This window comes from Alicyclobacillus fastidiosus (assembly GCF_026651875.1).
Taxonomy (GTDB): Bacteria; Bacillota; Bacilli; order Alicyclobacillales; family Alicyclobacillaceae; genus Alicyclobacillus; species Alicyclobacillus fastidiosus.
Genome location: NZ_CP104067.1, coordinates 215,565 through 240,708, shown reverse-complemented (window position 1 = coordinate 240,708; position 25,144 = coordinate 215,565). Strand labels below are relative to the sequence as shown.

The 25,144-nt window shown below is 55.1% G+C and carries 22 protein-coding genes and 1 pseudogene; 3 read left to right on the top strand and 20 right to left on the bottom strand.

Going from position 1 to position 25,144, the window contains the following annotated elements; all coding sequences use genetic code 11:
• Positions 1–10: 10 nt before the first annotated feature.
• The 9 genes from NZD89_RS01050 to NZD89_RS01005 form a co-directional block, all read right to left on the bottom strand.
• Positions 11–589, bottom strand: a complete 579-nt coding sequence (locus NZD89_RS01050) for an NUDIX domain-containing protein (protein ID WP_268006029.1) — start codon at positions 587–589, stop codon at positions 11–13.
• 284 nt (positions 590–873) lie between these two features.
• Positions 874–2,067, bottom strand: a complete 1,194-nt coding sequence (locus NZD89_RS01045) for a C40 family peptidase (protein ID WP_268006028.1) — start codon at positions 2,065–2,067, stop codon at positions 874–876.
• A gap of 185 nt (positions 2,068–2,252) precedes the next feature.
• Positions 2,253–3,965, bottom strand: coding sequence for a PAS domain-containing sensor histidine kinase (locus NZD89_RS01040; protein ID WP_268006027.1), 1,713 nt, complete (start codon positions 3,963–3,965; stop codon positions 2,253–2,255).
• Positions 3,966–4,251: 286 nt separating this feature from the next.
• Complete coding sequence (locus NZD89_RS29250) at positions 4,252–5,007, bottom strand: response regulator (protein ID WP_326492903.1); 756 nt, start codon at positions 5,005–5,007, stop codon at positions 4,252–4,254.
• The gene (locus NZD89_RS01025; protein ID WP_268006026.1) at positions 5,004–6,623 is read right to left on the bottom strand and encodes a GAF domain-containing sensor histidine kinase; all 1,620 of its coding nucleotides are present in this window, start codon (positions 6,621–6,623) and stop codon (positions 5,004–5,006) included. Before NZD89_RS01025 ends, NZD89_RS29250 begins: the two co-directional genes overlap by 4 nt.
• A gap of 168 nt (positions 6,624–6,791) precedes the next feature.
• Positions 6,792–8,183, bottom strand: coding sequence for an IS1182 family transposase (locus NZD89_RS01020; RefSeq protein ID WP_431308595.1), 1,392 nt, complete (start codon positions 8,181–8,183; stop codon positions 6,792–6,794).
• Positions 8,184–8,288: 105 nt separating this feature from the next.
• A complete protein-coding gene (locus NZD89_RS01015) occupies positions 8,289–9,383 on the bottom strand; it encodes an S-adenosylmethionine:tRNA ribosyltransferase-isomerase (protein WP_268008357.1) in 1,095 nt (364 codons plus the stop codon).
• Positions 9,383–10,135: an SDR family NAD(P)-dependent oxidoreductase gene (locus NZD89_RS01010; RefSeq protein ID WP_268006025.1), complete on the bottom strand. Its 753-nt coding sequence runs from the start codon at positions 10,133–10,135 to the stop codon at positions 9,383–9,385. Before NZD89_RS01010 ends, NZD89_RS01015 begins: the two co-directional genes overlap by 1 nt.
• A gap of 275 nt (positions 10,136–10,410) precedes the next feature.
• On the bottom strand, positions 10,411–11,277 hold the full coding sequence (locus NZD89_RS01005) for a hypothetical protein (protein ID WP_268006024.1): 867 nt from the start codon (positions 11,275–11,277) through the stop codon (positions 10,411–10,413).
• A 374-nt stretch (positions 11,278–11,651) separates the two neighbouring features.
• On the opposite strand from NZD89_RS01005, the gene NZD89_RS01000 reads away from it, so the two are divergent.
• Entirely contained in the window at positions 11,652–12,014 is a 363-nt protein-coding gene (locus tag NZD89_RS01000) for a hypothetical protein (protein ID WP_268006023.1), read from the top strand.
• An 87-nt stretch (positions 12,015–12,101) separates the two neighbouring features.
• On the opposite strand, the gene NZD89_RS00995 is transcribed toward NZD89_RS01000, so the two are convergent.
• A complete protein-coding gene (locus NZD89_RS00995) occupies positions 12,102–13,055 on the bottom strand; it encodes an alcohol dehydrogenase (protein WP_326492937.1) in 954 nt (317 codons plus the stop codon).
• Positions 13,056–13,236: 181 nt separating this feature from the next.
• Positions 13,237–13,611: a hypothetical protein gene (locus tag NZD89_RS00990; RefSeq protein WP_268006021.1), complete on the bottom strand. Its 375-nt coding sequence runs from the start codon at positions 13,609–13,611 to the stop codon at positions 13,237–13,239.
• Positions 13,612–13,749: 138 nt separating this feature from the next.
• Between NZD89_RS00990 and NZD89_RS00985 the strand changes: the two genes are divergently transcribed.
• Positions 13,750–15,177, top strand: a complete 1,428-nt coding sequence (locus tag NZD89_RS00985) for a hypothetical protein (protein ID WP_268006020.1) — start codon at positions 13,750–13,752, stop codon at positions 15,175–15,177.
• A 561-nt stretch (positions 15,178–15,738) separates the two neighbouring features.
• Positions 15,739–17,121, top strand: coding sequence for a dipeptidase (locus tag NZD89_RS00980; protein ID WP_268006019.1), 1,383 nt, complete (start codon positions 15,739–15,741; stop codon positions 17,119–17,121).
• Positions 17,122–17,197: 76 nt separating this feature from the next.
• Here the strand turns inward: NZD89_RS00980 and NZD89_RS00975 are convergent, their stop codons facing one another.
• The 9 genes and pseudogenes from NZD89_RS00975 to NZD89_RS00940 form a co-directional block, all read right to left on the bottom strand.
• Positions 17,198–18,547 (bottom strand): MATE family efflux transporter, encoded by a 1,350-nt coding sequence (locus NZD89_RS00975; protein ID WP_268006018.1) that lies wholly within the window; start codon positions 18,545–18,547, stop codon positions 17,198–17,200.
• 284 nt (positions 18,548–18,831) lie between these two features.
• Entirely contained in the window at positions 18,832–20,484 is a 1,653-nt protein-coding gene (locus NZD89_RS00970; protein WP_268006017.1) for an ABC transporter substrate-binding protein, read from the bottom strand.
• Positions 20,485–20,679: 195 nt separating this feature from the next.
• Positions 20,680–20,928 (bottom strand): sensor histidine kinase, encoded by a 249-nt coding sequence (locus NZD89_RS00965; protein WP_268006016.1) that lies wholly within the window; start codon positions 20,926–20,928, stop codon positions 20,680–20,682.
• 6 nt (positions 20,929–20,934) lie between these two features.
• Positions 20,935–21,204: an ATP-binding protein gene (locus tag NZD89_RS00960; protein WP_268006015.1), complete on the bottom strand. Its 270-nt coding sequence runs from the start codon at positions 21,202–21,204 to the stop codon at positions 20,935–20,937.
• A complete protein-coding gene (locus NZD89_RS29390) occupies positions 21,113–21,493 on the bottom strand; it encodes an MEDS domain-containing protein (RefSeq protein WP_369125251.1) in 381 nt (126 codons plus the stop codon). The genes NZD89_RS00960 and NZD89_RS29390 overlap by 92 nt, the downstream gene beginning before the upstream one ends.
• A gap of 4 nt (positions 21,494–21,497) precedes the next feature.
• Positions 21,498–21,752 (bottom strand): annotated as a pseudogene (locus NZD89_RS29385) (MEDS domain-containing protein); the annotation flags it as partial.
• 161 nt (positions 21,753–21,913) lie between these two features.
• Complete coding sequence (locus tag NZD89_RS00950; RefSeq protein ID WP_268006013.1) at positions 21,914–23,419, bottom strand: MDR family MFS transporter; 1,506 nt, start codon at positions 23,417–23,419, stop codon at positions 21,914–21,916.
• Positions 23,420–23,482: 63 nt separating this feature from the next.
• Positions 23,483–24,022, bottom strand: a complete 540-nt coding sequence (locus NZD89_RS00945; RefSeq protein ID WP_268006012.1) for a PadR family transcriptional regulator — start codon at positions 24,020–24,022, stop codon at positions 23,483–23,485.
• 155 nt (positions 24,023–24,177) lie between these two features.
• Positions 24,178–25,065 (bottom strand): ABC transporter substrate-binding protein, encoded by an 888-nt coding sequence (locus tag NZD89_RS00940; protein WP_268006011.1) that lies wholly within the window; start codon positions 25,063–25,065, stop codon positions 24,178–24,180.
• Positions 25,066–25,144 lie beyond the last annotated feature (79 nt).

Sequence of the window (25,144 nt, the reverse complement as noted above, 5' to 3'; positions counted from 1 at the left end):
GGCCTTGCCGTTACTCGGATGCCGTCCCACAGTGCGCGCGAAACAGCCAATTCTGGTCGGACGTGACGTACTTGCTGTGATCGAGTGAAAGGCCGTGTCCATCCGATGTCCTGGACACTTCAACGAGCCACCGGGTCAAACCCGCGACATTCATACCCTCCATTTCGTCGACTGTGAAAAAGCCGACGTCATCCACCTCGACCCCGTCCGCGCGGGGTTCTCCATGCTCATAGCGAAGTGAAAAGGCCACATATAAATTGTGAACCTGTCGTGGTTGATCCCTTAGCGCCACGACTCGGTCCACCTTCGCCGTAACGCCGGTCTCCTCAAACACTTCCCGCTCGACCGTATGATGGATAGATTCCAATTGCTCCGTGTATCCACCTGGGTTCGTCCACACCCCGCGCCCCGGGTCCTGCGCACGTCGCACAAGTAAAATGCGGTTTTCCCGGACGACCAAAGCTCCTACCCCGATGCTATAGTTCCCCCAGTGAACAAAGTCACAGACCGGGCAAGCTCGTCGTGGCACACCGCCGATCTCCTTCGTCACAAGGGCGTGTCCGCACGCTACACAAAAGTTGATAGACATGACCATCACCCGCCTAACTGATTCGTTCATCTCATCATACGCAATATCGTCAGGTAAAAAAAACACAAATCTGTTTTGGGAAGACGATGGAGAGGAAGAAGTATCATCCACCAACGAGACCTTATCGGTAGAATGCTGCGGTCAGAGGCGTAACCGCTGTCGAGATTGGGAAAGTTCCGGGACTCGCGCCAAACGGCGCCCTCACTTAGATCTGTAAGGGCGCCGTTTGGCGTGTTTGCGCTGTACTAGCGATGTTCAAAAGGCAGCACCGCTCACGTACTCGGTTATTTAATATACCGCCGGGCTCCGATATACTTCGGTCCCCAATAAGAATTACTGATACTGTCGATAGAGACGCCCATGTCCTCGGCGTCTATCATCATGCCATTCCCCATGTAGATACCGACGTGGGAGGCACCCGGAGCATATGTGCTAAAGAAGACCAAATCGCCTGGCTGCAAATCGCCTTCTGAGACAGGTACACCTGTGGCAAACTGTTCCTCAGAGGTTCGCGGAATCGATACACCGGCGTGAGCCATGACGTATTGCGTGAATCCCGAACAGTCGAATCCAGACGGAGACGTTCCGCCCCATACGTATGGGGTACCTAGGAAGGTCTGGGCAAAGCTGATAATCGAACTGGAGCTAGTGGAAACGAGATCGGACGTCTGTTGCGCGACGTAAGATGGCTGAGTTGCCTGTTGTTCTGCAGCCTGCGTCTCCGCCTCAATCGCCTGAATTTGTGACTGGGTCAGATGAATCTGGCTCTCAAGCGTACCTTGTTTCTCTTTACCAGCCTCGATGTTGGATTGAATGTTTTGCAGATCTGCCTGACGTTGTGCTTGAATGGCCCGGTCAGACTGTTGAAGTGCCGCCAATTGGTCGTGTACGGTTTGGAGCTTCGCTTGTGAAGCTTTTACCTGATCCTGCTTCTGAATGATGCTCTTTCGAAGGGTTCTCACAGAATCCACAACTTGATTCTGTGTATTCGAAATGAGCGTCAGATCATAGAGACGAGACAAAAAGTCGGAAAAGCTGTTCGCCTGGAACAATACGCCCAAATACGAAACGCTTCCATCCTCGTATGCAGTTCTGACCATCTGTGTGAGTTCATCTTGCTGTTGTTGGAGCTGCTTCTGATTCTGTGCGAGCTGCTGATTGAGGACGTCCTGTTGTGCTTTAAGGGACGACATTTGATCATTCGTAGCTGATATTTTGACATCTAGTGTATGTAACGCGTTGTCATAACTCGCAATCGCGTTTTTTAGCGTCGTCGCCTTGCTTTGTTCCGCACTGATTTGACTTTGAACCTGTGACGTTTCACTTTGCAACTGTTGCAGTTTTTGATTGTCCGAAGACAGAGAGTCCGCGTGTGCAACAGGAGCAGTCAGTGCAAACGAGCCGACCAGAAGAAACCTGCAGAAATGCCTTTTAGCTTGCTGTTCATTCTCGACCTCACAAACTCGACTTATATTCACTTTCTAAAATAACCCTTCGACACGAGGCGACGATTTCCTGCAAGCAAGATGAATTTCCGACGCCATTCAAACTGTCGCTTCCTCGTGTAAAAATTTCGGCGGACCGTGTCGAGAGCGGGCGAAAGAAAGTGGTCGACCAATAGATCATTCGTGGCGGAATTTAGTTTTTTGTGGATCGGATGCCATTAACGTATGTCCAATTGCCCAGTGTGAACGACCGAGGGCTCCTTCAGGTCCACGTCGTCCGCGCTCTGAAAGCTCACCGTGACGGTCGTCCCCTTGCCTAAGGCGCTATTGTAAAAAATTCGACCTCCGTGGCGATCAATAATCCGGTGGGTGACCATCAGCCCTAACCCGGTACCGCTGCCTTTCGTGGTGTAGAAGGGCTCTCCGAGGTGTCGAATCGTCTCTTCCGACATGCCGATCCCGGTATCTTGAATGACGATTCGCACTTGGTCGCGGGCCATCGAAGTCGTAATCGTCACCGTACCTCCTCTGGGCATCGAGTCCAGCGCGTTCTTGATGAGGTTTACAAACACCTGCTTCAACTGATTTTCCTCGCAGAGAACGGGAGGGAGAGACGAGTGTAGATGAATCACCATCTCGACGTTTGAGATCAGTGCCTGAGGTTGAAGGAAGACCGTCACGTCCTCGATCAGCCGATTTAGATTCACAAGTGCAAACTGCGCCGCCTGTGGTTTGGCCAGGACGAGCAACTCACTAGCAATTAAATCGATGCGCCCCAACTCGTGGTGAATGATCGAAAAGTAGTTCGAAGTCGCCTCCGTATCCTCTTCGATCAGTTTTAAGAAGCCCTTTACAGAGGTGAGTGGATTTCTGATCTCGTGTGCGACGCCTGCGGCGAGCTGACCGACCACGGCGAGCTTCTCCGATTTTCGGATCATCTCCTCTACCATTCTTGCCTCGGTCAAGTCCTCTGCCATACCATAAAAACCTACGACGTCGCCCCCCACGACAATCGGCACCGTCGTATACCGAACGTACACCTCGCGCCCACTCTTGTGGCGCAACGCGGTCTCCTCCGCGACTTTTATCTGCCCAGCAAACGTTTGTTCCGCCACGTCCCGTGCGATATCCTGGTCTTCCGGAAACCACATGTTGGTCCTATTCTGGCCGACGAGCTCGTCGACGCGATACCCGGTCATGTCCGCGTAGGACTGATTGACCATCACGAAATTGCCGGATCGATCAAACGCGCAAATTCCGATGGGATTGTATTCGACGAGCGAGCGATAACGCTGCTCACTCTCCTCGAGGGCGACAGTCGATTCGACCAACCGCTTGCGAAGTTGTCCCTCTTCGACCACCATTTCCATGATGAACGTCGCGAATACTAATATAAGAACCTGAATCGCAGCGGCTACGCAGAGGTTCTTCCAGAGGTGAAACGACGATGTCGACTGGCGCGTCGCCTCGACGAGACCGGCGTACACGACAATCGCGGCGAGTTCCAGCAAGATCGTGAAAACGCCCGTCAACACGATCAAGCGAAAGCGCGTTGGCTTGTGAGGAGAATCCATCCTCCGACATACGGCAAACGGGACACTCGCACAGATGAGAATCATGGTGATCATTGCGAGGGTATGTGGTTGGCGTGAAATCACTTCGAAGGCGACGAGCGTCGCGACGGCAATCATCCCTGCGTTACGCCTTCCGTAAAGAATGGACAGGATGATAGGGACGTTCTGGAAGTCGCCTGGCATCGCGAACGTATGAACGGGTGTGAGCTGCGCACCAATGGATACTACCCCCCCATAGCAACCGAGGACCACCGCACGCGCCGGAAGCTCGTCGGACATCTTCCGGAATGCCCAGATTTGGTACACTAGAATGGGAAATAGAATCATTCCGAATTGCGCGAGGTATTGATCGAACATCGCATCACAACTTTCTTGTCCGTCACTGATGTAACGTTACCTACTTCAATACTTGGAATAAACAGCGATTCCTTGTAGGAACCTGTGACAATTTTGTCTAACATCGTCGAATTCAGTCGAAATGGGTGGAATGGAGTCTACACGGCCGTGTTGAATTGTGAGATTTTTTGTGTGCGGGCAGACTGATGTGCGGGGATATGTTCTCTTCTGGCGCAGCCTGACGCTTGTCAGTCCACTTGCACCGGATGTTCGAATGTGGCTTGCAAAAAAAGGCGATGGACGTCGCTCAAAGCGACACGAGTCGCAGTTTAGCGGCCAACAACACCGCCTGTGTCCGATCCAGTACACCAAGTTTCCCGAGGATGTGACTGACGTGCACTTTGACCGTCTTCTCGCTGATGCCAAGATGAGCTCCAATCTCCTTGTTCGACAAACCTCGCGCCATGGCCTGTAGCACCTCGCGTTCTCTTTCCGTCAGCGACTCTTCTCCATGCCGGCCACTTTCAGCGCGGACATCGTCCGCTCCCCCCACCTCGCCGTCGTCGCGCGCAATAGCTTCCTTGGTGGTTTGCCCATTGCGACTGTCCGCGTGGACACCTTCTGCGTCCACCCGACTGGCCTGTGCGGCCGCCCAGACGTTGGCCTCGAGTACCATCCGCCCGGTCGCCGCCTGCCGAATCCCGCCAAGGAGCAAATCTGGCGGGACGTCTTTGTGCAGGAATCCGATGGCGCCCGCACGAACGGCGGCAAGTGCAGTCTCGTCGTCCTGAAACGAAGTGAGCGCGAGAATGCGAAGGCTGGGTCGCGACCTCCGAAGCCGCGCAATCGCCTCGATCCCGTCGAATGCCCCCGGCATCTTCAGATCCATGATGGCGACGTCGACGTGCGTATCGGCATTTTGCAGAAGTCGAACCGCGGACTCCCCAGACTCCGCCTCACCGACCACTTCGATATCGTCGGCGAGCTGCAGAAAGGCGCGCAGCCCTTCGCGTACGACCGGGTGGTCGTCGACAATCGCAACGCGAATCTTGTGTCGATTCACCTTCCCCACTCCTCCCCTACATCGTACGGCACCATCAGTTCAACACAGGTGCCTTCTCCCGATCGCCCTAGAATGGCGAGCGTCCCACCAAGTGCCGCAGCCCGTTCAAACATGCTCCTCGTTCCGAGACCCGTCCCGATATCCGAGTCTTGGCACCCCCGGCCGTCGTCCTCAATGCGCACGAAAAACCGCGTGGCATCGCCGTTCAGTCGCACGGCAATGGCGCCTGCGCCTGCGTGTTTCAGGGCGTTGTGCAAGGCCTCGTCGACGATGGCCAGCACAGCTGCGCGAACGTGCAAAGCGGGTTCGCGCAGCGGCGTATCCGGAAGGTACAACGTCACCTTCGGTCCCCGCTGCATCGACAGGGTGCGCACCCGTGCGCGCAATTCCTCCAAGACAGATGTGCTCTCGTCGATCCGCCGCAAGGCGCGGATCAAATCCCGCATTTCCTGCTGGCTCTCGGCGAGCAGTTGACCCACCCGTTCGACGGCCGCGAGGGCATCCGCGTGCGCGCCCTCCATCTGCACCGTCGCCGTGCGCACGAGCAACTGTGCCGAAAACAGCCGCTGGCTGACGGAATCGTGGAGTTCTGCTGCAATGCGATGCCGCTCTACGAGATGTGCGTGTTGCATCTCCTGTACATGGGCCTGCGCCCCAACGTAGGCCGCCGCGAGTTGCCACGCAAACGCCTGTAACAAATCGGCGTCTAAATCATCAAAGGCGTATGGGGAGTTACTTTCGATGCGCAGTTCGTACATCGTCGTCGGCAGAGGCGTCGAGATGGCGCTTTGTGCCTCGCTTAAGAGAATGGATCGACAGGTCTCACGCGGACCTCCCCCATCGCCGTGAGGTGGGTAGACATAGGCGGATAAGCGTCCCGTCGCCTTGCCTTCTGCCACGGCGACGACGTCGTCGTCGGTGTCCAGCCCCTCATCTGCCTGCGCCCCGCCACTGACCACGCCACACACCGCGTACCCGAACGCCTCGACATACGCTTCCAAAGCCTGCTGCAACAAGCGGTCGGGCGGAAGTTGACCGGACCACTCTGCAGACATGGCCGCGAGGCGCTGCAGTCTCTCCGACTTTTCGCGCGCCAACTGAAACATCCGGGCCCTGTCTAGTGCCACCGCCACCTGCTGCCCCACCGTTTGCAAAAACGCCAAGGCCTCGTTTGTAAAGACAGCCGATCCCGGCGCCGCCAGATTTAGAATCCCAAGCGGTTTGCCCTTGCTGCGCAGGGGGACGCTGGCGTGAACGCGAAGGTCGTTCGTGTCCCCCTTAGCGGACTTAAGTCGACTACACCGAACGATATTTACCGCCTCGTCCAGCTCACCGCCAACGAATTGACTCTGACACTCGCACCACCCAGTCCGCAGCGGCGCCTGAGAGCAGCAATCCAGCGCCGGTGGCAGGCCGCTGGCCCCTACTTCGACAAAGGAGCGGCGGTGTTCGTCGAACCGGAACGCCCACGCCGTTTGAAGTCCCAACGCCTCACCGAGTCTCGGCAGTATCGCATCCATCGCTCCAGACACGTCGTTGGCGTGATTCAATGCCTCCGCGATGTCGCGAAATACGGCCAGATGGTTGACGACTTCGCGAAAGCCCCGCTTTTCCATACGCCCACCCCAGACTATCCAATCTGTAGTTAGTCTAGGAGCGTGTCCGAGTATTGCGGCTTAGACTTTCTGCATTTGAGTTCAGTTCCATATTTTATTCGACTATGGGTGACTTTCCCCATGGGCACTTACTTCATTAGACGGGGACTGGTCGGTTAAGCACCATCTTTAGCACGTTGCCCAGTTTATATGACCGTATTTGAATATCTTAAGCAGATTATGGCACATGGTAACTAACGACCATTCTCCTCTGACCTTCTCAAGGCTTCGAAGTGAGAATTGGTCGAATCGTCGACAACCCTTAATTTGACCGTACACAGGCTCTACGATAGCCTTGCGTCTCGCGTAGACGGCACGGCCCTTCTTTGTTTTTAGTTTCCGAGTCATACGTTGCTTAATGGTGTAGTGTTTCGGTATTCGTCCTCTCGGTGACTCAGGCACTTCATTGTGCTTTTGACGACCTGTTGCGATGTATGGGTCAATTTCTTTCTCTTGAAGCCATGTCACGTCGTCTTCGGCAAAGTAGCCAGCATCACATGAGATTTTGTGCATCGTCGCTTTCGTATTCTCCGCCGTCATTTCGACCATTGTACGCAGGACACCGTGGTCATTTGTGTGGTCTATAACATCTGTTGCAACAATGATTTGGTACTCTTCATCGACGACAGCCTGCACATTGTATGCTTGGATAAAGCCGTCTTTCGATTTCATAATGCGAGATTCCGGATCCGTGAAGTTGCGTTGAGCCTTGTCCTCCGGAACACCTGCGAGATGACTCTCCTTGCGTGGACGACCGCGTTTCCTGGCGCCTGTCTGGTTGGTGGGGCCGTTGTCATCGTCCTTCTTGTCTTGTTGTTCGTCTTTCTGTTGCTGTTGTTCCACTCTTTCCTTGGCCTCTTTCTCCAGAGAGGACATTGCTTCCTGAATTTTTGCCAACCGGGTCTCTCTACGGGCTAACTCTTCAGGGAGTTCATCGCCCATGGTGTTACCGTACTTTTTATCTTCACTATGGTCGGTGCGTTCAGCCTGCTGCGTAAGCTCGGCGATTTCTTGGCGGAGTCGTTGCTCTTGCTGCTTCATCCGCTCGTAACTCATCGCTTTATGTTTGGATGCGTTTGCCCGAATCTTGCTGCCATCCAGCGATACATGCCCGAGCTTAACCATCCCTGCATGTTGGGCAATCTTCAAGACTTCCAAGAAAAGTTCTTTGAAGGTGACCAAATGGCGTTTCCGAAAATCACTGATTGTCCGGAAATCCGGGAACTGATTTGCGGACAGGACTCGGAACGCCACTACATCCTGACAGGCCTTTGCGATCTTTCTGGAAGAGTACATGCCTGTGCAATATGCGTAAACCAGAATCTTCAATAACATTGCCGGGTGGTACGGGGGAAAACCTCGCAGTTCTTGTTCGTACTGTTTTGTAATGATGGAGATATCGATATGATCGACCACATCACTGACAAAGTTCGCCAGGTGGCCGTCAGGTAGCCATTCATTTAACCCCGGTGGTAGTAGAATGAGTTGGTTCGGGTCGTAGTCACGAAACTTTTTTCCCAAGATTCGAAGCCTCCACTGTGAATACCAATACAGGGGACTTCGTTATTGATCCGGAAATTTCCTTTTACAAAATACTTCAGGGATTACTCGGACACGCTCCTAGCATTACAAAATCAGGTTGGAATCCCCAAACTCGTGCCATAAGTAACCCCGTTTTACCGCCTCGGCATACGCCGCAGCGAGCGCATCTCGATGGATAAACGCGTACAGCATCGCCAAGTGGCTGGTGTCGTTGTCGTGCAGGCCGGTCACAAGTCCCGTGACAGACGATACAGGCGTGTCAGGTGTAATGACGACACTCGTCCACCCCGACTCCGGCCGTACCAGCCCCGTGGTCGGATTTGTCGCCGTCGCCAGGGCGCGAACGACGGTCGTGCCGACCGCGATGACGCGCCGCCCCTGTGCCCTCGCGCGATTGACCAACGCCGCCGTCTCCTCTGGCACACTGTACCACTCGGGTAAAAATGGATGATCCGACAAGGACCCCTTCACCTCGTGGCTTGAGACGCCCGTATGCAGGGTGATTTCTGCAATGCGAATCCCCTTCTTTTCAATCCCCCTGAGCACGCGCTCTGTGAATGGCCGCGCCGCCGAGGGCATCTCCGCGGAACCCACGTCGCGCGCGAAGACCGTTTGAAAATCGGCGATGTCAGGTTGTGACTGGAGGTAGCCGTATCGGATGGGGCGCCCAATTCGTTCGGCGAGCTGCCACAAGTCCGCTTTGCACTCGAGGTACCACAGTCGACTGTCCGGATGAAACCGGCCAATCACCGTCGCGTGGTGCATGCAAAGGGCAATCCGGTCGCCGACCTGAAAGGGGCGCTCGTCTGCTGCCCCCTGTGCGTCGCGTCGCTCGACGATGTACGTCGTCTCCGTGATCCGGCTGGCCAAGTGAATGCGCATCGACTCCCCGCCTTGAAGGAGCAGAGCAGGCAGACTGGCTGGTAGCGTCTTCGACGTGTTGACGACGAGGAGGTCGCCCGGGTGGAGATAATCGGCGAGGCGGTAAAACACCGCGTGCTGCGTCTGCCCGGTGCGCCTGTCGAGGACGAGCAACTTGACTTCATCCCTGGCGATGCCTCGCTCTTCCGGAGGACGCGTCGCAGGGGTGGGTGAAACCGGGAGTCCCAGGGACAAAGACAGGTTAGCCGAGCCTCGTTCCAGTTTATCCGCTTGATGTTGTGCAGGAAGTGACTTCATCACGCGTGCACCTCCAATGTGAACACCTCCGTCACCCGAAGCCGAGCACCCGATGCAAACGCGAACGGGCGGTCGACTACGAGCGGGGTAAACAGCTCCAGCAAGCCGCCGGCGACGTCCGCCGGCTGAGCGAGCGCGCGGGCACCAGGTTCTGCCGCGCGGTGCATCGCGGTGTCCATGTCGCCGGGATCGACGGAGTAGACGTGTACACCAGTTTCGGAGAGTTCGGCCGCGAGCGTTTTGTGGAGGAGATCGAGTGCCGCCTTGGAAGCACCGTAGATGCCCCAACCCGGATAACCGCCGATAGCGGCGTCGCTCGACAGTCCGACGACGAGGCTGCGCCCGGCGTTCAGCAGGTGTGGGACTGCCTTGCGCAGCAATTGCAGAGGAGCCAGAGCATTGACCGAAAACACGTCGTGATCATTTTCTGACGTGCTTTCTAAGACGCGTGGCAGCGGCAGCCGCCCCAGAGTGGAGGCGTTGTTCACCACGGCATCGATACGCCCAAACGCCCGCAGCGTCCCGTCCACCACCTCGCGCGCAACGTCGTCATCTGCGATGTCGCCGGCGAACGATAGCACAGGTCCATAAGCGCTCAGCGATTTCGTCGCCTCCTCCACATCGCGACGCGTCCGCGCGCAGATAGATAGCGCGAACCCCCGCCGCAATAAACCCTTTGCGAGTGCAAAGCCGAGCCCTTGTGTGCCCCCGGTCACGATGGCGACAGGAGTGGATTTCGGTTCGTTAGACATCTGAATTCCTCCTTGGCTTCCTGAATCGGTTTCGCGGGTGACTTCACTTCGTCGTCATAGTCATCCGCGAGTTTTGCACTCAGGATAGCGGAGGATAGAGAACTCGCACGTCTGCTGGAAGTTGTAGAGCCCCCTACGACTTTGGTCGTAGGGCTTTAGAGGAAGGTGTGCACGACAGGGGTGTCGCACCGATTCGGAGGGAATCGCGACATCGACGCGACAAAGGCCCACATCGCGATGGTGCAAATGTGGGCCTTACAACTTTGTGTTAGAGGCTATTTCGAGGGGCCTTTCTCAATCACCTGCAGAAGTTGGCTCTGCGTCATTCCAGACTTGAACGTATACGATCCCGGTCGAATCGTCTTGTCCACCCCGGCGTGCATGAGCACCATATCGAACTGCACGGCCGGCTCGTTAATGAGGTGATTGGCGTGCAGGAACATCGACAAGTCGTGGATTGACATCCCCGATTTCAACGTAAACGTAAAGCTAGACGGGGCGTGCGTCTTCGACGTAGCGCCGCTCGTGTTGGAAGTCGAGTTGGAGGCACCCGTACTGTTGGATGTAGCGTTGCCCGCCGACGGGACACTGGAGTTGGTCGTATTCGACGACGCGCCATCCGTCGTCTTTGCTTGTCCAAGCGAAGTCGAGACACTCGCCGCTTGCCCAGATGACCCTTGTGACGTCGCGCTCACCACGGCGTGCGGCTCGTGTAAGGCATACCCAATCACCCCGGCGAGAACGACGGATACGGCAAACGCCGCCCGATAAAACCAGTTCCAGCGCAGGAGGGGGCGGTGGTACATCGAAACGACGGACTTCACGTGCCACTGTTGATGCCGACAGGACAGGCGCACGTCGATGACCCGTTGGGTGACGGATCCGCGGACGTAAAACACAATCGTATCGTCCTCCGTCTCGGTCACGATCACCTCGCCGCGCATGACAGCGTGAAAGAGCTTGTCGAGCGTTTCCTGGCTGTCGTCAAACAAGCTGCCGGCAGCCCTGAGGTAAGGGGCGATTTCATACTGAAATAAATCCTTCGGTATTGACGCGAACCCAAGGTCACTGACCGCCTTGCGAAACGATGTATGAACGACAGACCGAATCAATGGATTCGACTTGATTTTAGCTTCCTGCACAAGCATTCACCTTTTCATCAGGTTTGACACGATTATCAACTTTGCACGATACAAGGAAAATCGACAGCTGGCAACAACCGACGGTTTCCAGTCTAACAAGAAATCCACTAGCATTGCCAGTTCACCATAGAGAATACGAATGCGACATGGGCGGTGTGGGGGCTCCCGAGTAGGCAATCAATGACATCTGCTGGATGGATTGAAAAAACCATAGCAACGTGTGATATTCTCGTGATTGCTGTTTCGGTTACGGACTGTGTTCTAACGCATTTGTCGTGATAACGCCACAAGTCTGTGGGCACGATATCCAAATGTGAAGAATAGGCTAACGTCGTTCAGTCGTAACAGGTACTCTCTTTCGGCAGGTGAATGAATTGGCTAAACCAGAGTTACAAAAGTGGGTCGTCGCAAAATGCCTCAAGGAAAATCCCGCACCATTCGAACAGAGCGGATCGTCGTTCACATGGGCAGGGGACACCCGCGTCAAGAGTAAGCAAAGTGGACTCGTCTACCCGGTACACGTGGAAATTCACGTCGAAGCCGATAGGCGCACAGAAAGCCAACTATCCGCCTGTTTGTGCCGCGTCGAGGGCGTGCGGCTCGAAGATTTGCAAATTGTACACATGGTCAGTACGCGTCTACAAGGCAAGGTTCACATCTCTGGCCTTCCGAAAAAGGACATTGAAGTGGACTTCAACAAGTTCGTCAAAACCATCCCAGAAGGGGACGAAGCGTAAGCAGTCTCGCGCTTGTGACTACCGCGCGACAGGCCGCAGAAAGCAAATAGAGAGGCAGTCCTTATACTAGACTGCCTCTCCTGATACTCACATGGTCAACACCGCACGAAACCGAACTTTTGCTGACATCATTCGCTCAAATGCCTCGTTCGCGCGCTCGAGTGGGAAGGTTTCGATCATCGGCCGGATATCTGACAAGACGCTAAACGAAATGGTCTCCTCCGAGTCCTTTGCCTGGCCCGCAGTCCATCCGCGGACCGAACGGCGGCCATTGAGCAATTGTACAGGGGACAGTGGCATGGCATCACCAGAACCCGCCACGACCACCATTTCACCATTGGCGCCAAGGCCGTTGAACAGGTCTGCAATCGCCTGTCCGTTTGGGGCTGTGGCCAAGATGAGCTTCGCTCCCCCCATCTCCTGGAGGACTTTCGCTGCATCCTCCGACTGCGCATCGATGTAACGATGGGCGCCCAACTTCAATGCCAGCTCTTCCTTGTCCCGACCGCGCGACACGGCGACGGTGTGGAACCCGGCTTTTCGCGCGTACTGAATCGCCAGGTGGCCAAGACCGCCGATTCCCTGAATGACAACCAAATCGCCTGCGCGCGCAGAACTGTGTTTGAGCGCTCCAAACGTGGTGACGCCCGCGCACATCAGCGGTGCCGCATCGACGGCCGAAAGCCCTTCAGGTATCCGCGCCAGCCCGTCTGCATACGCGATCATGTACTGGGCGTAACCGCCGTCCAAAGTGAGTCCCGTGGTCTCATCGTGGCCGCCGTTCCAACCGACGCCCACCCGTTCTCCTTGACTCCAGCCGTGGACGTCGTCGCCAATTTGGTCAATCACGCCGATGACTTCGTGCCCCGGGATGCGAGGATACTGCATGTCAGGGTGATGCCCCTCCAACGCGACCACTTCACCGTGGCATACCCCACACGCTTCCACACGAATTCGAACCTGGCCGCGGCCAGGTTCAGGAATGTTCCGCTCGACGAGTTCTAGTGGACCGTTGCGCTTTGATATTTGCACTGCTTTCATCGTTCCCACTGGTCTCACACTCCAACGCGATAGTCTACGCTCGAGCGTAGCCAACTGGTCACCGGAATGCAAGTTGAGGCACCGCCCCCAATGCCTGTTGCGTGGCCGCCCCGAATAGACAGCCGCTGACCCAGGTCGCCCGCTTGCGACTGGCACTTCCGTTGCAGGCGGGTCGGTCGGCTCAGATGATATAGGGCCTTGGCCAAACCCCGTACAAACCGCCATAGGGAAGGAATAAGCCCGGCGCTGGAATCGGAAAGAACTGCACTTGTTGAAATTCGTTTGGCGTATCGGATTGGTAGATCCCCATCTCGATATCCTCTTTCGCCATCGGTTGCCCATCTGCTAATTGCGTGTGGTGAACCAAAACAAGCCCTTCGCGCATCGCCCGGTAGACAATTCCTTCATGCATGCCATAGACCGAGTGGCAATGCACCCACTTTCCCACGTACGGACGCATCGTCTCCTTCGTATACATCTCGCGCAACAACCTCCGTATCTCTAGATGCCCATACAATACGTAGGTCACTGTCCAGGTTCTTGTGCGAATGCCCATTTTTCCCCCGCACGACAGTTGGCTGATCATGTTTCATAAAATGTAACGGAGGAATTGGTTGAAGCGTCAGGAAGATCAAGAAGATCAGCAGGATAGACAGCATTCAGCGCCGATCTTTCAGACAAGGAGGCATCTAGCATGCAGTCAGTCGTTTGGAAATTGAGTTTTACACCACTCTGCGCACTTGCGTCCCTCTCTCTTGTCGTCCTCAATGCACCACTTGTAAACGCTTCGTCGACGGCGCACCGCGTGAACGTCTCAGTCGGCGGCAAGCGCATCTTGACGGCGAACTCCATCCTCGCTCCTGACCCTATGACGGGCAAGACGACAAGTTGGCTCCCTGCACAGGACGTCGAGACGGTCGCACGGGCCCTCGGACTTTCCGCCTACTGGGTGGACGGGGTCGACGAGCTCCAAATGATGTTGCCGGTGGGATCGACAGATCCTATCAAGCACACGCTCACATACCACAAGCCGTCGGCAGGCGAATTTGTGACCCTCGTCGATTCCAAGGCCGTGCAATACGCTCCACTGCGGCAAGCAAACGGGTCTGCTGGGCAAAGCTATTTGCCTGTCTACTATGTCATGCGAACGTTCCAGCAATTGGACGTGCACAGCAATTGGAACGGTTCGTCCTGGACGCTGTCCGGCCACGTGGCGAACCCGTCCGCCCCGCCTGCCCCAGGCGCACTGAACTCGACGTTTCAACTGACGCTCGCCAACGCTGACCCTGAAAACGTCGGTCTCCCGGCCCCGCCTGTCCCCGATGCGGCTCCCGTCACCGTGACGTTGCCGTTTAATCCGTCCTCGCAGCCATCCACGCTCTCGTTCCCGGACGCGAATCAGAGCGTACCGCTGCAGGACTACATGCAAACAGGCAAGGCGGAGTACATCATTCAGGAGCCCGTTGCAAACGTGGAGAGCTGGTTCGAGCAAGCGTATCAATTAGACGGGTTCCACCAAACCGGATCAGGACAGACAGGTAACGTCAAGACCGGCGAATACTCGGAGAGCCTCTTCTTCGCCCCAACCGACCAACAACCAAATCGTTCGCTGAATGTCGCGATGAGCTTTCAATCTGAGAAAACTGGCCAAACGCTGGTGGAGTACTGGGTAGCGGATTCAGTCGTTCCACCTCGACCCGCCGATACGTATATCCCGAACGGCGTCACGGAGGTGGATGTCGCGTTCGCGGACTCTCCGGGCGAGGCCACTGGTGGCGCAGACGGTGTGAACACGGCGCAGGGGAGCGCAAGCCCACAATCGTCACCAGAACCCATCACCAAAGTGACGAATCCGTCTGCGATAAAACAGTTAACCGACACCGTCAATGGGCTCACAGAGATAGACCCACCCGGTATCTCGTCAGGCGGTAGCGCTCTTTCAACCGATTGGCAGCAGGCCACGCTGGTTTTCATCACGAATACGGGTCAGAAGTTTACCGTCGTGACAGCGAAGAATGGTACGCTCTACGCACCCGTACAAATCGACGGCATACCGTTTGTCAACGGCGATGGTGCGGTATGGAACGCAATCGAACAGGCGACTGGGCACACGACCTCCTAACTCGAACCATTTCCCAAAGGGAAACTCGGTCGAGTGACGCATTTGTGTCTTCCCGCGTTATTTCATTCAATAAAATTTTGAGATGAATGAAGTATGCTGTTCCTATTACGCGGGGGTGATGACATGAACGACCACAAACATTGGGAAGTCCAGTCAATCTGTCCGAAATGCGAGAAAGCGAATAAGGTCAGTATCCCTGTAGGAGAAATTGTTGTTCGTGTACATTGCACGCATTGTGAACACGGGTATACCTATACGCACGTCGTACGCGAATACGTCGAAGTAGATGATGATTAAGCACTGACGAAGTCCGTGCACACACATTTCATACCAACCTAAGCACAAGGGGTAGTTGAATCGCGATTCAACTACCCCTTGCCGTACGGGAACTCCCCCGGCCACCGCACACACGAATGTAGTCTCCCTCTACCTGAGTGATTTTCGAGTTGCTAGAATTATAGTGAAAGTGTGTCATAGGCTGATAAGAGCACTCGACTTTGACATACCGAAAAGCATCGCGAATGAGCCATTTGAAACGCAACCACCCAGGGAGTGAATGGTATGGGAGATTGGCAACGTTACTTAGAAGAACATGCAGCGAGATTCACCGAGGAACTGGTGGACTTTCTCAGGATCCAAAGCGTGTCGACCGATTCTGCATATCGGGATGAGGTGCGAAAGGCAGCGCGTTGGACCGCAAACCGCCTTGAACAAGCGGGGATGGAACACGTTCAAATCATGGAGACCGAGGGCCACCCTGTCGTCTATGCGGACTGGTTGCATGCGCCTGGCCGCCCGACCTTACTCATTTATGGACATTTCGACGTCCAACCAGCTGACCCGCTCGAACTATGGGAGCACCCCCCGTTTGAACCCCACATTGAAGGCGACACCATTTTTGCTCGAGGTGCATCGGACATGAAGGGCAATGTCCTTCTCCCCATCTTCGCATCCGAGGCACTTCTGTCGACAACTGGTGGGCTGCCTGTCAACATGAAGTTTCTATTTGAAGGAGAGGAGGAGATCGGCAGCCCCTCCCTTGAACCCTTCATCTCGTCCCACCGGGAACTCCTCGCGTGCGATATGGTTGTCTGCGCGGATGGTGGTGTCGGGTCCAAACAAGCACCTGCCATCAACGTGGGGCGGCGCGGACTGATGGCGATAGACATTCGCGTGACCAGCGCCCGGACCGACCTACACTCGGGCGGTGCCGGCGGAATGGCCCCCAACGCCATTCACGCCCTCGTCCGCCTACTCGATTCGATGCGCGACGACGAAGGACGGATTTTGGTCGAGGGATTCTATGATGATGTACGTCCCTTGACCGCGGCAGATAGGGAGGATATCGCCCGTTATCCATTTCAGCCTGAATCCTACAAGGAGACGACTGGCATCAAAGATTTCTTCGGCGAGCCGGAATACACCCCTATGGAGCGCAATACGGTGCGACCGACGCTCGAAATCAACGGGATCTTTGGCGGATACCAAGGGGAAGGTACAAAGACGGTGATTCCACGCGAAGCGGCGGCCAAAATCACTTGTCGGTTGGTCCCCGACCAATCCCCCGACAAAATCCGCGAACTTCTTATAGCGCACATAGAGCGTCATGCACCCAAGGAAGTGGATGTCACCGTCGAGACGTTCGCCGGCGACGCAAAGGCGTACGTCCTCCCGCGCGACTACGAAGGCCTCGCTGCATTGGAGCGGGCTGTAGCGAGCGTGTCGGATCGGGAGCCGATTCGCGTCCGCGGCGGCGGTACGGTGCCCGTCACCTCACTGATCAAGGACGCACTCGGTGTCGAAACCATCACGCTTGGAGCGTCTCTAGGAAACGACCGGGCACACGCGCCAAACGAGTCGTATGACCTGGCGAATTTCCGGCGCATTCAACGCGCATTCTGCATCCTATTCGAGGAGCTCTCTAAATCGCCGGTGATGGAATAGCGCACCTGAACAGGAGCTCGCGAGCGAGGCCGCTCGCGCGAGCTCCTGTTGCCGTTTGGCGCAAACGCCCGACAGTTCAATGGACGTGATCCACACTTGGGCCAGAGCGAATGACCGCCGCCGAACCCCAATCGAGTTTGAGATAGCGCCACCCATTGCCAACGCCCAACAGGACGATGAGCGTCGCCAGCGAAATCCACGCGCCAACTTGGCCAAGATGGGCCACCAACACCAAGATGAGCGTAAGCGGAATGAAGACTAACCAGTTTGCGACGAGCGACATGCGATAGAGGTAAGTCGTATCCCCGACTCCCCGCAACCCGCCGGCAAAAATGATGTTTGCCCCGTCGAACAGCTGAATAAACGACGCGATGTGGATCAGCGAGATGGAAATCAGGTAAACCGCCGAATCGGACGTGTAAATTTTGGCGACGGGCAAGGCAAACAGCCAAAGAAATACCGAGAACAACGCCATAAAGATGAGTCCACCTACCGCCGTGTAGAGGCCACCCTGCTTGGCCTGCATGGGTTCCCCTGCCCCGATGTCCTGACCGACGATCACCGTCGCGGCCGCACCAAATCCGTTAGCTGGCATAAATCCCAGCGACAAGATGTTCAGTGCGATTTCGTTCGCGGCCACGGCCGTGGTCCCAAGACGTGTGATGCACATCGTAAAAATGAGCATTCCGAGGCTCATCGAGAGCTCCATCACGCTGAGTTTCGCACTTTCCCTGACGATGAGTTTCACCTGATCCCACTGGATTCGATACCATACCCTCGTCGCAAAACGCTTCGCGTAGAAGCCGAAATACACGACGATACTGAGGATTAGACCTAACCCCTCCGTCAGAACCATGCTCCAAGCAGCTCCCTGCAGACCAAAGCCGTTCCAATTGTACAGCCCATACGTCAAGACATACGTGAGCACGATGAGCAAGACGTTCGTAACGACCGAGATGACCATCGGCGTGCGAGTATCTCCAACTGCGCGCATATAGGCAAAAAAGACCACCGTACACATCGTGAAGGTAAACGAAAACATGCGAATGCCCAAGTACGATGTACCCGCCTGTACGATGTCGTGATTTGCCCCGAGCATGACCAAGATCTCCCGCGGCAAGACAATGCACGCCGCCGCCCAAAGTACATCGATGGCCAACGTCATAGCGAGAGCGACTTGCATCCGTTTGTTTCCGTCCGTCATCTTATTTTCTCCAAAGTTTTGCGAGACGAGAAAGTTGATGGACTCGTTGATGCCGGCAAACAGCGCCCAGATGTTATACATAAAGATATTGCAAATCCCCACCACCGCAATCGCGGTCGGGCCGAGACGCCCCACGATGACGAGTGTCAACATGCCTGTGAGGGTCATCGACGAAAAGGTGAGGATGGACGGTAAAGCCAACCGCAAAATCCGCTTCCACATGGGCACCTATATCTCACTTTCTGTGCAATTCTGTCATCAGGGCCTATGCGGTCGATGCATACCCGTGATGTTGCCGTGTGTTGCCGCTTACAACCTACCTCATTCTAGGCTCGCCCCGCAATCACCTTTCAAAAGATGTATCTCCAAACTGGTAAATTGCCTTTTCAAAGCATCTCTTCACATCCCTAGGTCCAGCCGCATGCGACTGAACGCGAAGCCTTATTGGCACAACAAAAACAGGGCGCCTAAGGCACCCTGTTTTTGTGATTTTTACATTTTTACGTTCAGTTCGACAGAGAGAGGTTCTGCAGTGGATCCTCCAACACAGGACCCATGTAGAATCCCTTAATGTTCGGCTGCACCACTGCGTACAGAACCGGTGTATACAGCGGCACCCACGGCGCGTCGGCGAGAACCTGGTTTTGAATCTTGTCGTAAAGTGCGTACCTCGCTGCGCCGTCTGGCATCACCTTGGCCTCTGCGAGCTCTTTGTCGACCGTCGGATTGTTGTAGTTACTCCAGTTGTTGTTTGGAATTTCATCGCCATTCAACAGAATATCCAAGAAATCGTACGGATCCGGGAAGTCTTGAAACCACGCGGTATAGACCAGCGGGTACTTCAGCGACTCTGTCCCCTGCAAGTACTCAGTGCTGCTGCGCGGATCAAGCGTCACATCGATGCCAATTTGTTTCAAGTCGGCCTGGATGGACGTCATCAGTTGGATAGACGTGGAGTCGTTGGGGGTCAACATACTCACCTTGAACCCGTTCGGGTAACCGGCTTGGGCGAGAAGCTGCTTCGCCTTAGCCGGGCTATATTGGTAGTCGACGTCGGACGGAAGCGTCTTTTCGTATCCCGGCATAGCAGGAGGAAGGATCTGGTTAGCCACTTCAGCCCGGCCATTCTGCAGTTGAACGAGCTTCTGCTTGTCGACGGCCATTTCAATCGCCTGGCGCACCAGTTTATTTTGAATTGGGCTGTTTGGCTTGGTGTTAAGCGCCAGATAGTACGTGGCCACCAGCGGCTGGCTCTGGAATTGATTCTTGTATTTCGGGTCGTTTTTCAAACTGATATACGTCTGCGAGTCGATATTCTGGTTCCATCCGATAAAGGCGGTTTTCCCTGATTTAAAATTGAGTCCCGCCAGGTCCTCATTTTTGTTGATATCGATGTCTATTTCATCGAGTTTAGGTTCACCAGGCTTAAAGTAATTCGGATTTTTCACGAGGACCATCTGGTTGCCTTGTTCGTATGACTTCATCTCCCAGGGGCCCGTGCCCATGGGGTCGTGATCGAACTTTTCGTTGCCAACTTGGTCGATAAACTTTTGATCTACCGCCGAGAAGAACGGCATCGCCAGCACTTTTGGGAAGAAGGCCTCGGGCTGCGTGAGTTGAATGACGAGCGTATACGGATCTGGGGCCGTGATGCCAGAGATGGTTTTGGCCGTCCCCTCGTAGTAGGCGTGCGCGCCTTTCACGGCCGGATCGAGAAAGCCCTCACCAGGGGAGTTCACCTTTTTGCTCAAGACGCGTTGGAACTCGTCGATAAAGGATTGGGCCGTGAGCGTGTCGCCATTCCAAAACTTAACGCCTTTATGCAAGTGAAAGGTGTATGTTAGTCCATCGGAGGACACGGTGTAATCAGTGGCCACGTCTGGCACGATGGTGGAAGTACCCGGTTTATAGGTCACCAGCTGATCGTAGAATTGAGGCACGACCTCCCAATCGCCGTCGTCGTAAGCAAGGGCGGGGTCGAGATGGGCGAAGTCGTCGATCTCGTCGATCGTGATAGTCCCCCCGGTTTTGGTCTGACTCGCGCTGGAGTTGTTGCTGGTCGTCGATGCGCCGCTCGTCCCACACCCGGTCACAACCAAGCCAAGCAGTGCCATGGAGCTGAATATTCCGATTCCTTTTCCAAACCAACGCTTCGACACGATGATCCCCCCAAATAAGCGTGTCCACGGCCGCCTCCGCAGTCAAGCTCACAGGCTTTGCTCGCAAACACTTCTCAATCTGATTATTCCTTCTACTCACACAGTGAATTATAAACTATCAAGGGGCGTATTTGTGTAATAGAGAGGATAAAATTAAATGGATACAATTGGAATATGGGGGTCTAGCATTCTCTTTTAGGACTGTGCAAACGGTAACTCAACTCGAAAGCACGAACCTCGGTTCAATTCGCTTTCCACGTGAATGGTTCCCTCGAACACATCGACCAGTTTCTTCACCATAAACAGTCCGATACCCTGACCGCTGGTTTCATCGTTCAACTTCTCATATTTCTGGAACAGCTTTGCTTGCTGCTCCTCGCTCAACCCACAACCGTCGTCAATCACTTCAATCGTGGCGCGATCGGCGGAACGGTACGAACGCACGACGACTTATCCGCCCTCGTAGCTATATTTGATGGCATTGCTTACGAGATTCGACAAGATGAGCTTAAAGCCGCCACTGTTGCCGAACAGCGTTTCTTTGTCGCTCAACTGCAGGTCGGTGTGCAATACTACGTTTTGCGTGCGCGCTTTGGCCTGCATAAGCTCCAACACTTCAAGCATCAGGTTAGAAGGGTGAATCATCTTTTTCACCCACAACGCGTCCGACGATAGCATGTGCTCCGTTCGGATAATATCGGATATCTCGTGGTCGATCACGGTACAGTAATCTTTGATCATCCGTCATGAGCAGCGGGTGACTGCACATCATTTCTGACATCACGTACGCCGGAACCGTCCTTCCGTTGTAAGCACAAACGGTGACAACCCCGAAATCGCCGACCGTCATGTCGCAACTGCACTCGTATGATTGTAACTGCTGCGCGATATCCGCTTGTCCACGCCAATCGACGTGTCCCCAGAGACGAATGCTCTGACCGGAGTCGACATACGGTTGAACGACGTGCTGCAGGTGTTCTAGAACGTCGCTCAAAGTGAAAATCTCCATACATCATGTAGAAGTCATAGTTGTTAACATAGCTGACGTGTTGAAGCAGTTGTTCGCGGCCGCGCTCCGTGAGCCGACGACAGACCGCCATGTACCGCTCCTCACTGTCGATGTAGACGACGTGTTGGCCCATGTCGAATCCCATTTCCACATATGAAGCGACGTTGTCCGTGTAGACTTCATCGTCTGTGTAAACGTACAGAATATGCGATCCGCTTCCGACGCGAATCGATTTGGTCAATGGAATCGTCTCGTACATAGACCGCCGCTCCTCTGCTCATCACAAAAGACCTGTTCTCATCTCAACTGAATGTTTCGCACCATCCGCCCCTGATATTTTAGTCGAAGCATCGTCTAGATCCAATAGAACAGGCAGGGTCGAGGATATCCTCAATCCCTGCCTCTTTGCACTGTTTTTATTCAGTGCGCATTCACTTGGTTTTGGTGCTCCATCACTTTTCGATGTGACGGCAGGGCCAAGGTAGCGAGGAGACTGACCAGACCGATGACAAAGATGACGATGAACACCAAATGGATACCATGTGCCAACGTTTGATGGACGACTGTCAACAACGGGGCCGGGATGGAACTTGTATTTGCGCCCGACGCTGTCAACAGTTGGCTTAGGTTCCCCGCGTTCGTGGAGGTTTTGAAGTGGCTCTTCGCGTAGGCGGCCGTCGCGCTGTTGAACAGCGATCCAAAGACGGTCACGCCGACGGTCTGACCCAGGGTGCGGACGAACGTGTTCGATGCAGTCGCAGCGCCGCGCATTTGCCAGCCTACGGCCGATTGAATCATGACCGTCGTCGGCGTCACGGCATAACCCATTCCTAGTCCGATCACGACCATCAGTCCGACAAAGTACCAGTACGGTGAATTCAACTCGATTGCCAGCATCCACGTGCCGCCCGCCGCGACGAGAATGGCGCCGATGACGGTCGTCACCTTTGTCCCAAGCCGATACATGTAGCGGCCTGCAAAAGTCGACCCCAAGGGCCACGCAATCGACATCGGCATCAACGTGAGACCTGAATTTGTAGCGCTGTGACCGAGAATCGTCTGAATCCACATCGGCAAGTAGACGTTCGCACCGATGAGGACGAAGCTCAACAGGAACGCAACGATATTCGATACCGCGATGGTCGGAATTTTGAACAGCGACAGCGGGAGCATCGGTTCTTGAACTTTTGCCTCAATGACGACAAACAGTGCGAGAAATACCACCGTGCCGATGAACAGCGAGACGATGACACCTGATCCCCACGCGTACTTCGAACCTCCGTTGAGCAGTGCGTATAGCAGCGACGATATGCCGATGGTGAACACAATGGCGCCCCAGTAGTCAATCTTTTTGGACTTGCGCTCAAAGTTCTCATGCAAAAATGCGAGGACGAGGATGAGCGAGATGGCACCAACCGGTAGATTGATGTAGAAAATCCACCGCCACGAAATATGGTCCACAAATAATCCACCGACAAGCGGACCCAAGAGTCCTGCGACACCCCAGACCGCACTGAACACGCCTTGCATGCGCGCCCGCTGCTCACCCGGGAACAAGTCGCCGATGATGGTGAAGGTCACTGGCATCACCGCACCCGCGCCAATCCCCTGGAATGCGCGGAACCACACGAGCTCTGGCATCGACTGAGCCGCGCCCGACAGCATCGAACCGACCACGAACAAGACGACGCCGATGCTGAACACGACCTTGCGACCGAACAAGTCCGAGAGCTTCCCGTAAATCGGAGTGGTGACACAAGTCGTCAGTGTATAAATGGCAAAAACCCAGCTATACAGGCTCAGTCCGCCCAACTTGCGCGCGATGTCGGGCATCGCAGTACTGACGACCGTCACGTCGATGGCGACCAGCAAAACGGCGACAAGCATCGCGATAGTCACCATTTTGCGGTTGGTTGTCTTTTGCATATAGAGAATTTCCCCTCAACTAAAAATCTGTACCCCATATCTGTCGGGGGCCTGCGCGGCATCTTACTCCTCAACGCTTGCGATCAAGGCCTCCACCCAGGCGATTTTGGCGTCATAAATCGTCACCTCGTAATCGATCACGTGTAATAGGTGCGGTCGTTCCGCCTCGGAGATACACGGCTCCTTCCTGACGTGATCAGCCTGTACCGCCAAACCGCCGGCCGCCACTTCGAGAAACGCTTTATACTGCCGGAGAATATCCAACTGCACACCCTTGTCGATGTGGTGGAACTTGCCGAGTTTGACGCGAAAAAGGTCCTCTGTCTCTTGGTTGTGCTCGAACGGACGGCGCACGAGCCGCTGAAATTCGGCGTTGCCAGACCGGGTGATCTCATACACTTTGCGCGGCTTTCCGCGCCCGGATGTAAAGTTATCGGTCACCTGCTGAATGTATCCCTCTTCCTCCATCCGGGCGATGACGGAATACAAGACGCCCCAGCTGACCTGCCGAAGAGGACCAAGGGTCTGCGACAAAATCCGGTGCAGTAGATAGCCGTGCATCGGCTTGTCTTTCAATTCACCGAGAATAAACAGTTCGTACAACGAATTCCTCCCTCCTTGTGAGCTTCGTTTTGAGGACGTAGTATGATATAACGCGCGAATATAACTTTACGATATAATAACGAGACATTCAACTGCGCCTCTGGTCGGATCGCACCTCGGTGACACGTGTGTCGGATGTCGACCGCAATTGACCTCTACGGTTGCCGCCCGCCTACCCACTCCCCCGAAATGTGGCGAATCGGGGCGTATTTATACGGCGGTTGCAGTTGCTGTTCCTCTGCAAAGCGCGGGTGCAAAAGACCGACGAGCTGCTCCAGTCCGTCCACGAGCCTCGGGCCTGGGCGACAGTACAACCCCTCTGACAACACATAGATCTGGCGATTTTGAAACGCCGGTGTCCGCCGCCACGAATCCGCTCTGTTGATGATTTTCGCGAGCGGGACTTTGTCTTGGGCAATCCCCGTCCATACCGCAAACATCATATCCGGCTGCCCTTCGCACACACGTGTGCCGTCATCTTGTACTTGCTGCCCCGGCTCGGTCGCGAAGATGTTTTCCGCCCCTGCCAAATGCGTGATCTCCGTAAGCCAATTTTCCTTTGCCGGGGAAAACACGGGCTTTGCCCACCACTCCCAATAGATGCGAAGTGCAGTTGGGTGAACTTGTGTCCACTCCTGAATTCGGCTCACACGCGCTTTGAGGCCTTGCAGCACGCGCTGCACTACAGCCCGGTCGAGTATTGCGCGTGGTATGGCGTCGGCTATCACTTCTAGCTCCTCGTACACGCCGGACAAATTGTGCGCGTTACACACGATTTGCCGGAGCCCTGTCGACTGGATGCCGTCGACTACGCGTTCCATGCCTGGCACAGACAAAGACGACAGGACGAGATCTGGAGCGAGCTGTTCGACGAGGTGGATGTCGATGTGCAGATCCGGGCCGAGCCTCGGCAGGTGCTGCAGCTTGTCTGCTGGGTAATCCGAGTAGTTGTCGACGCCGACCAGATAGTCGCCGAGGCCGAGGGCGAAGACAAGCTCGGTGTTACTTGGACACAGGGAGACGATGCGAAAATCTTTAGCCACGTGGCTTCATCCTTTCGTTGCGGCAAAATGAATGGAATAAACTGGGTTACAAATGTGCATCATACCTGGATAATTTCAG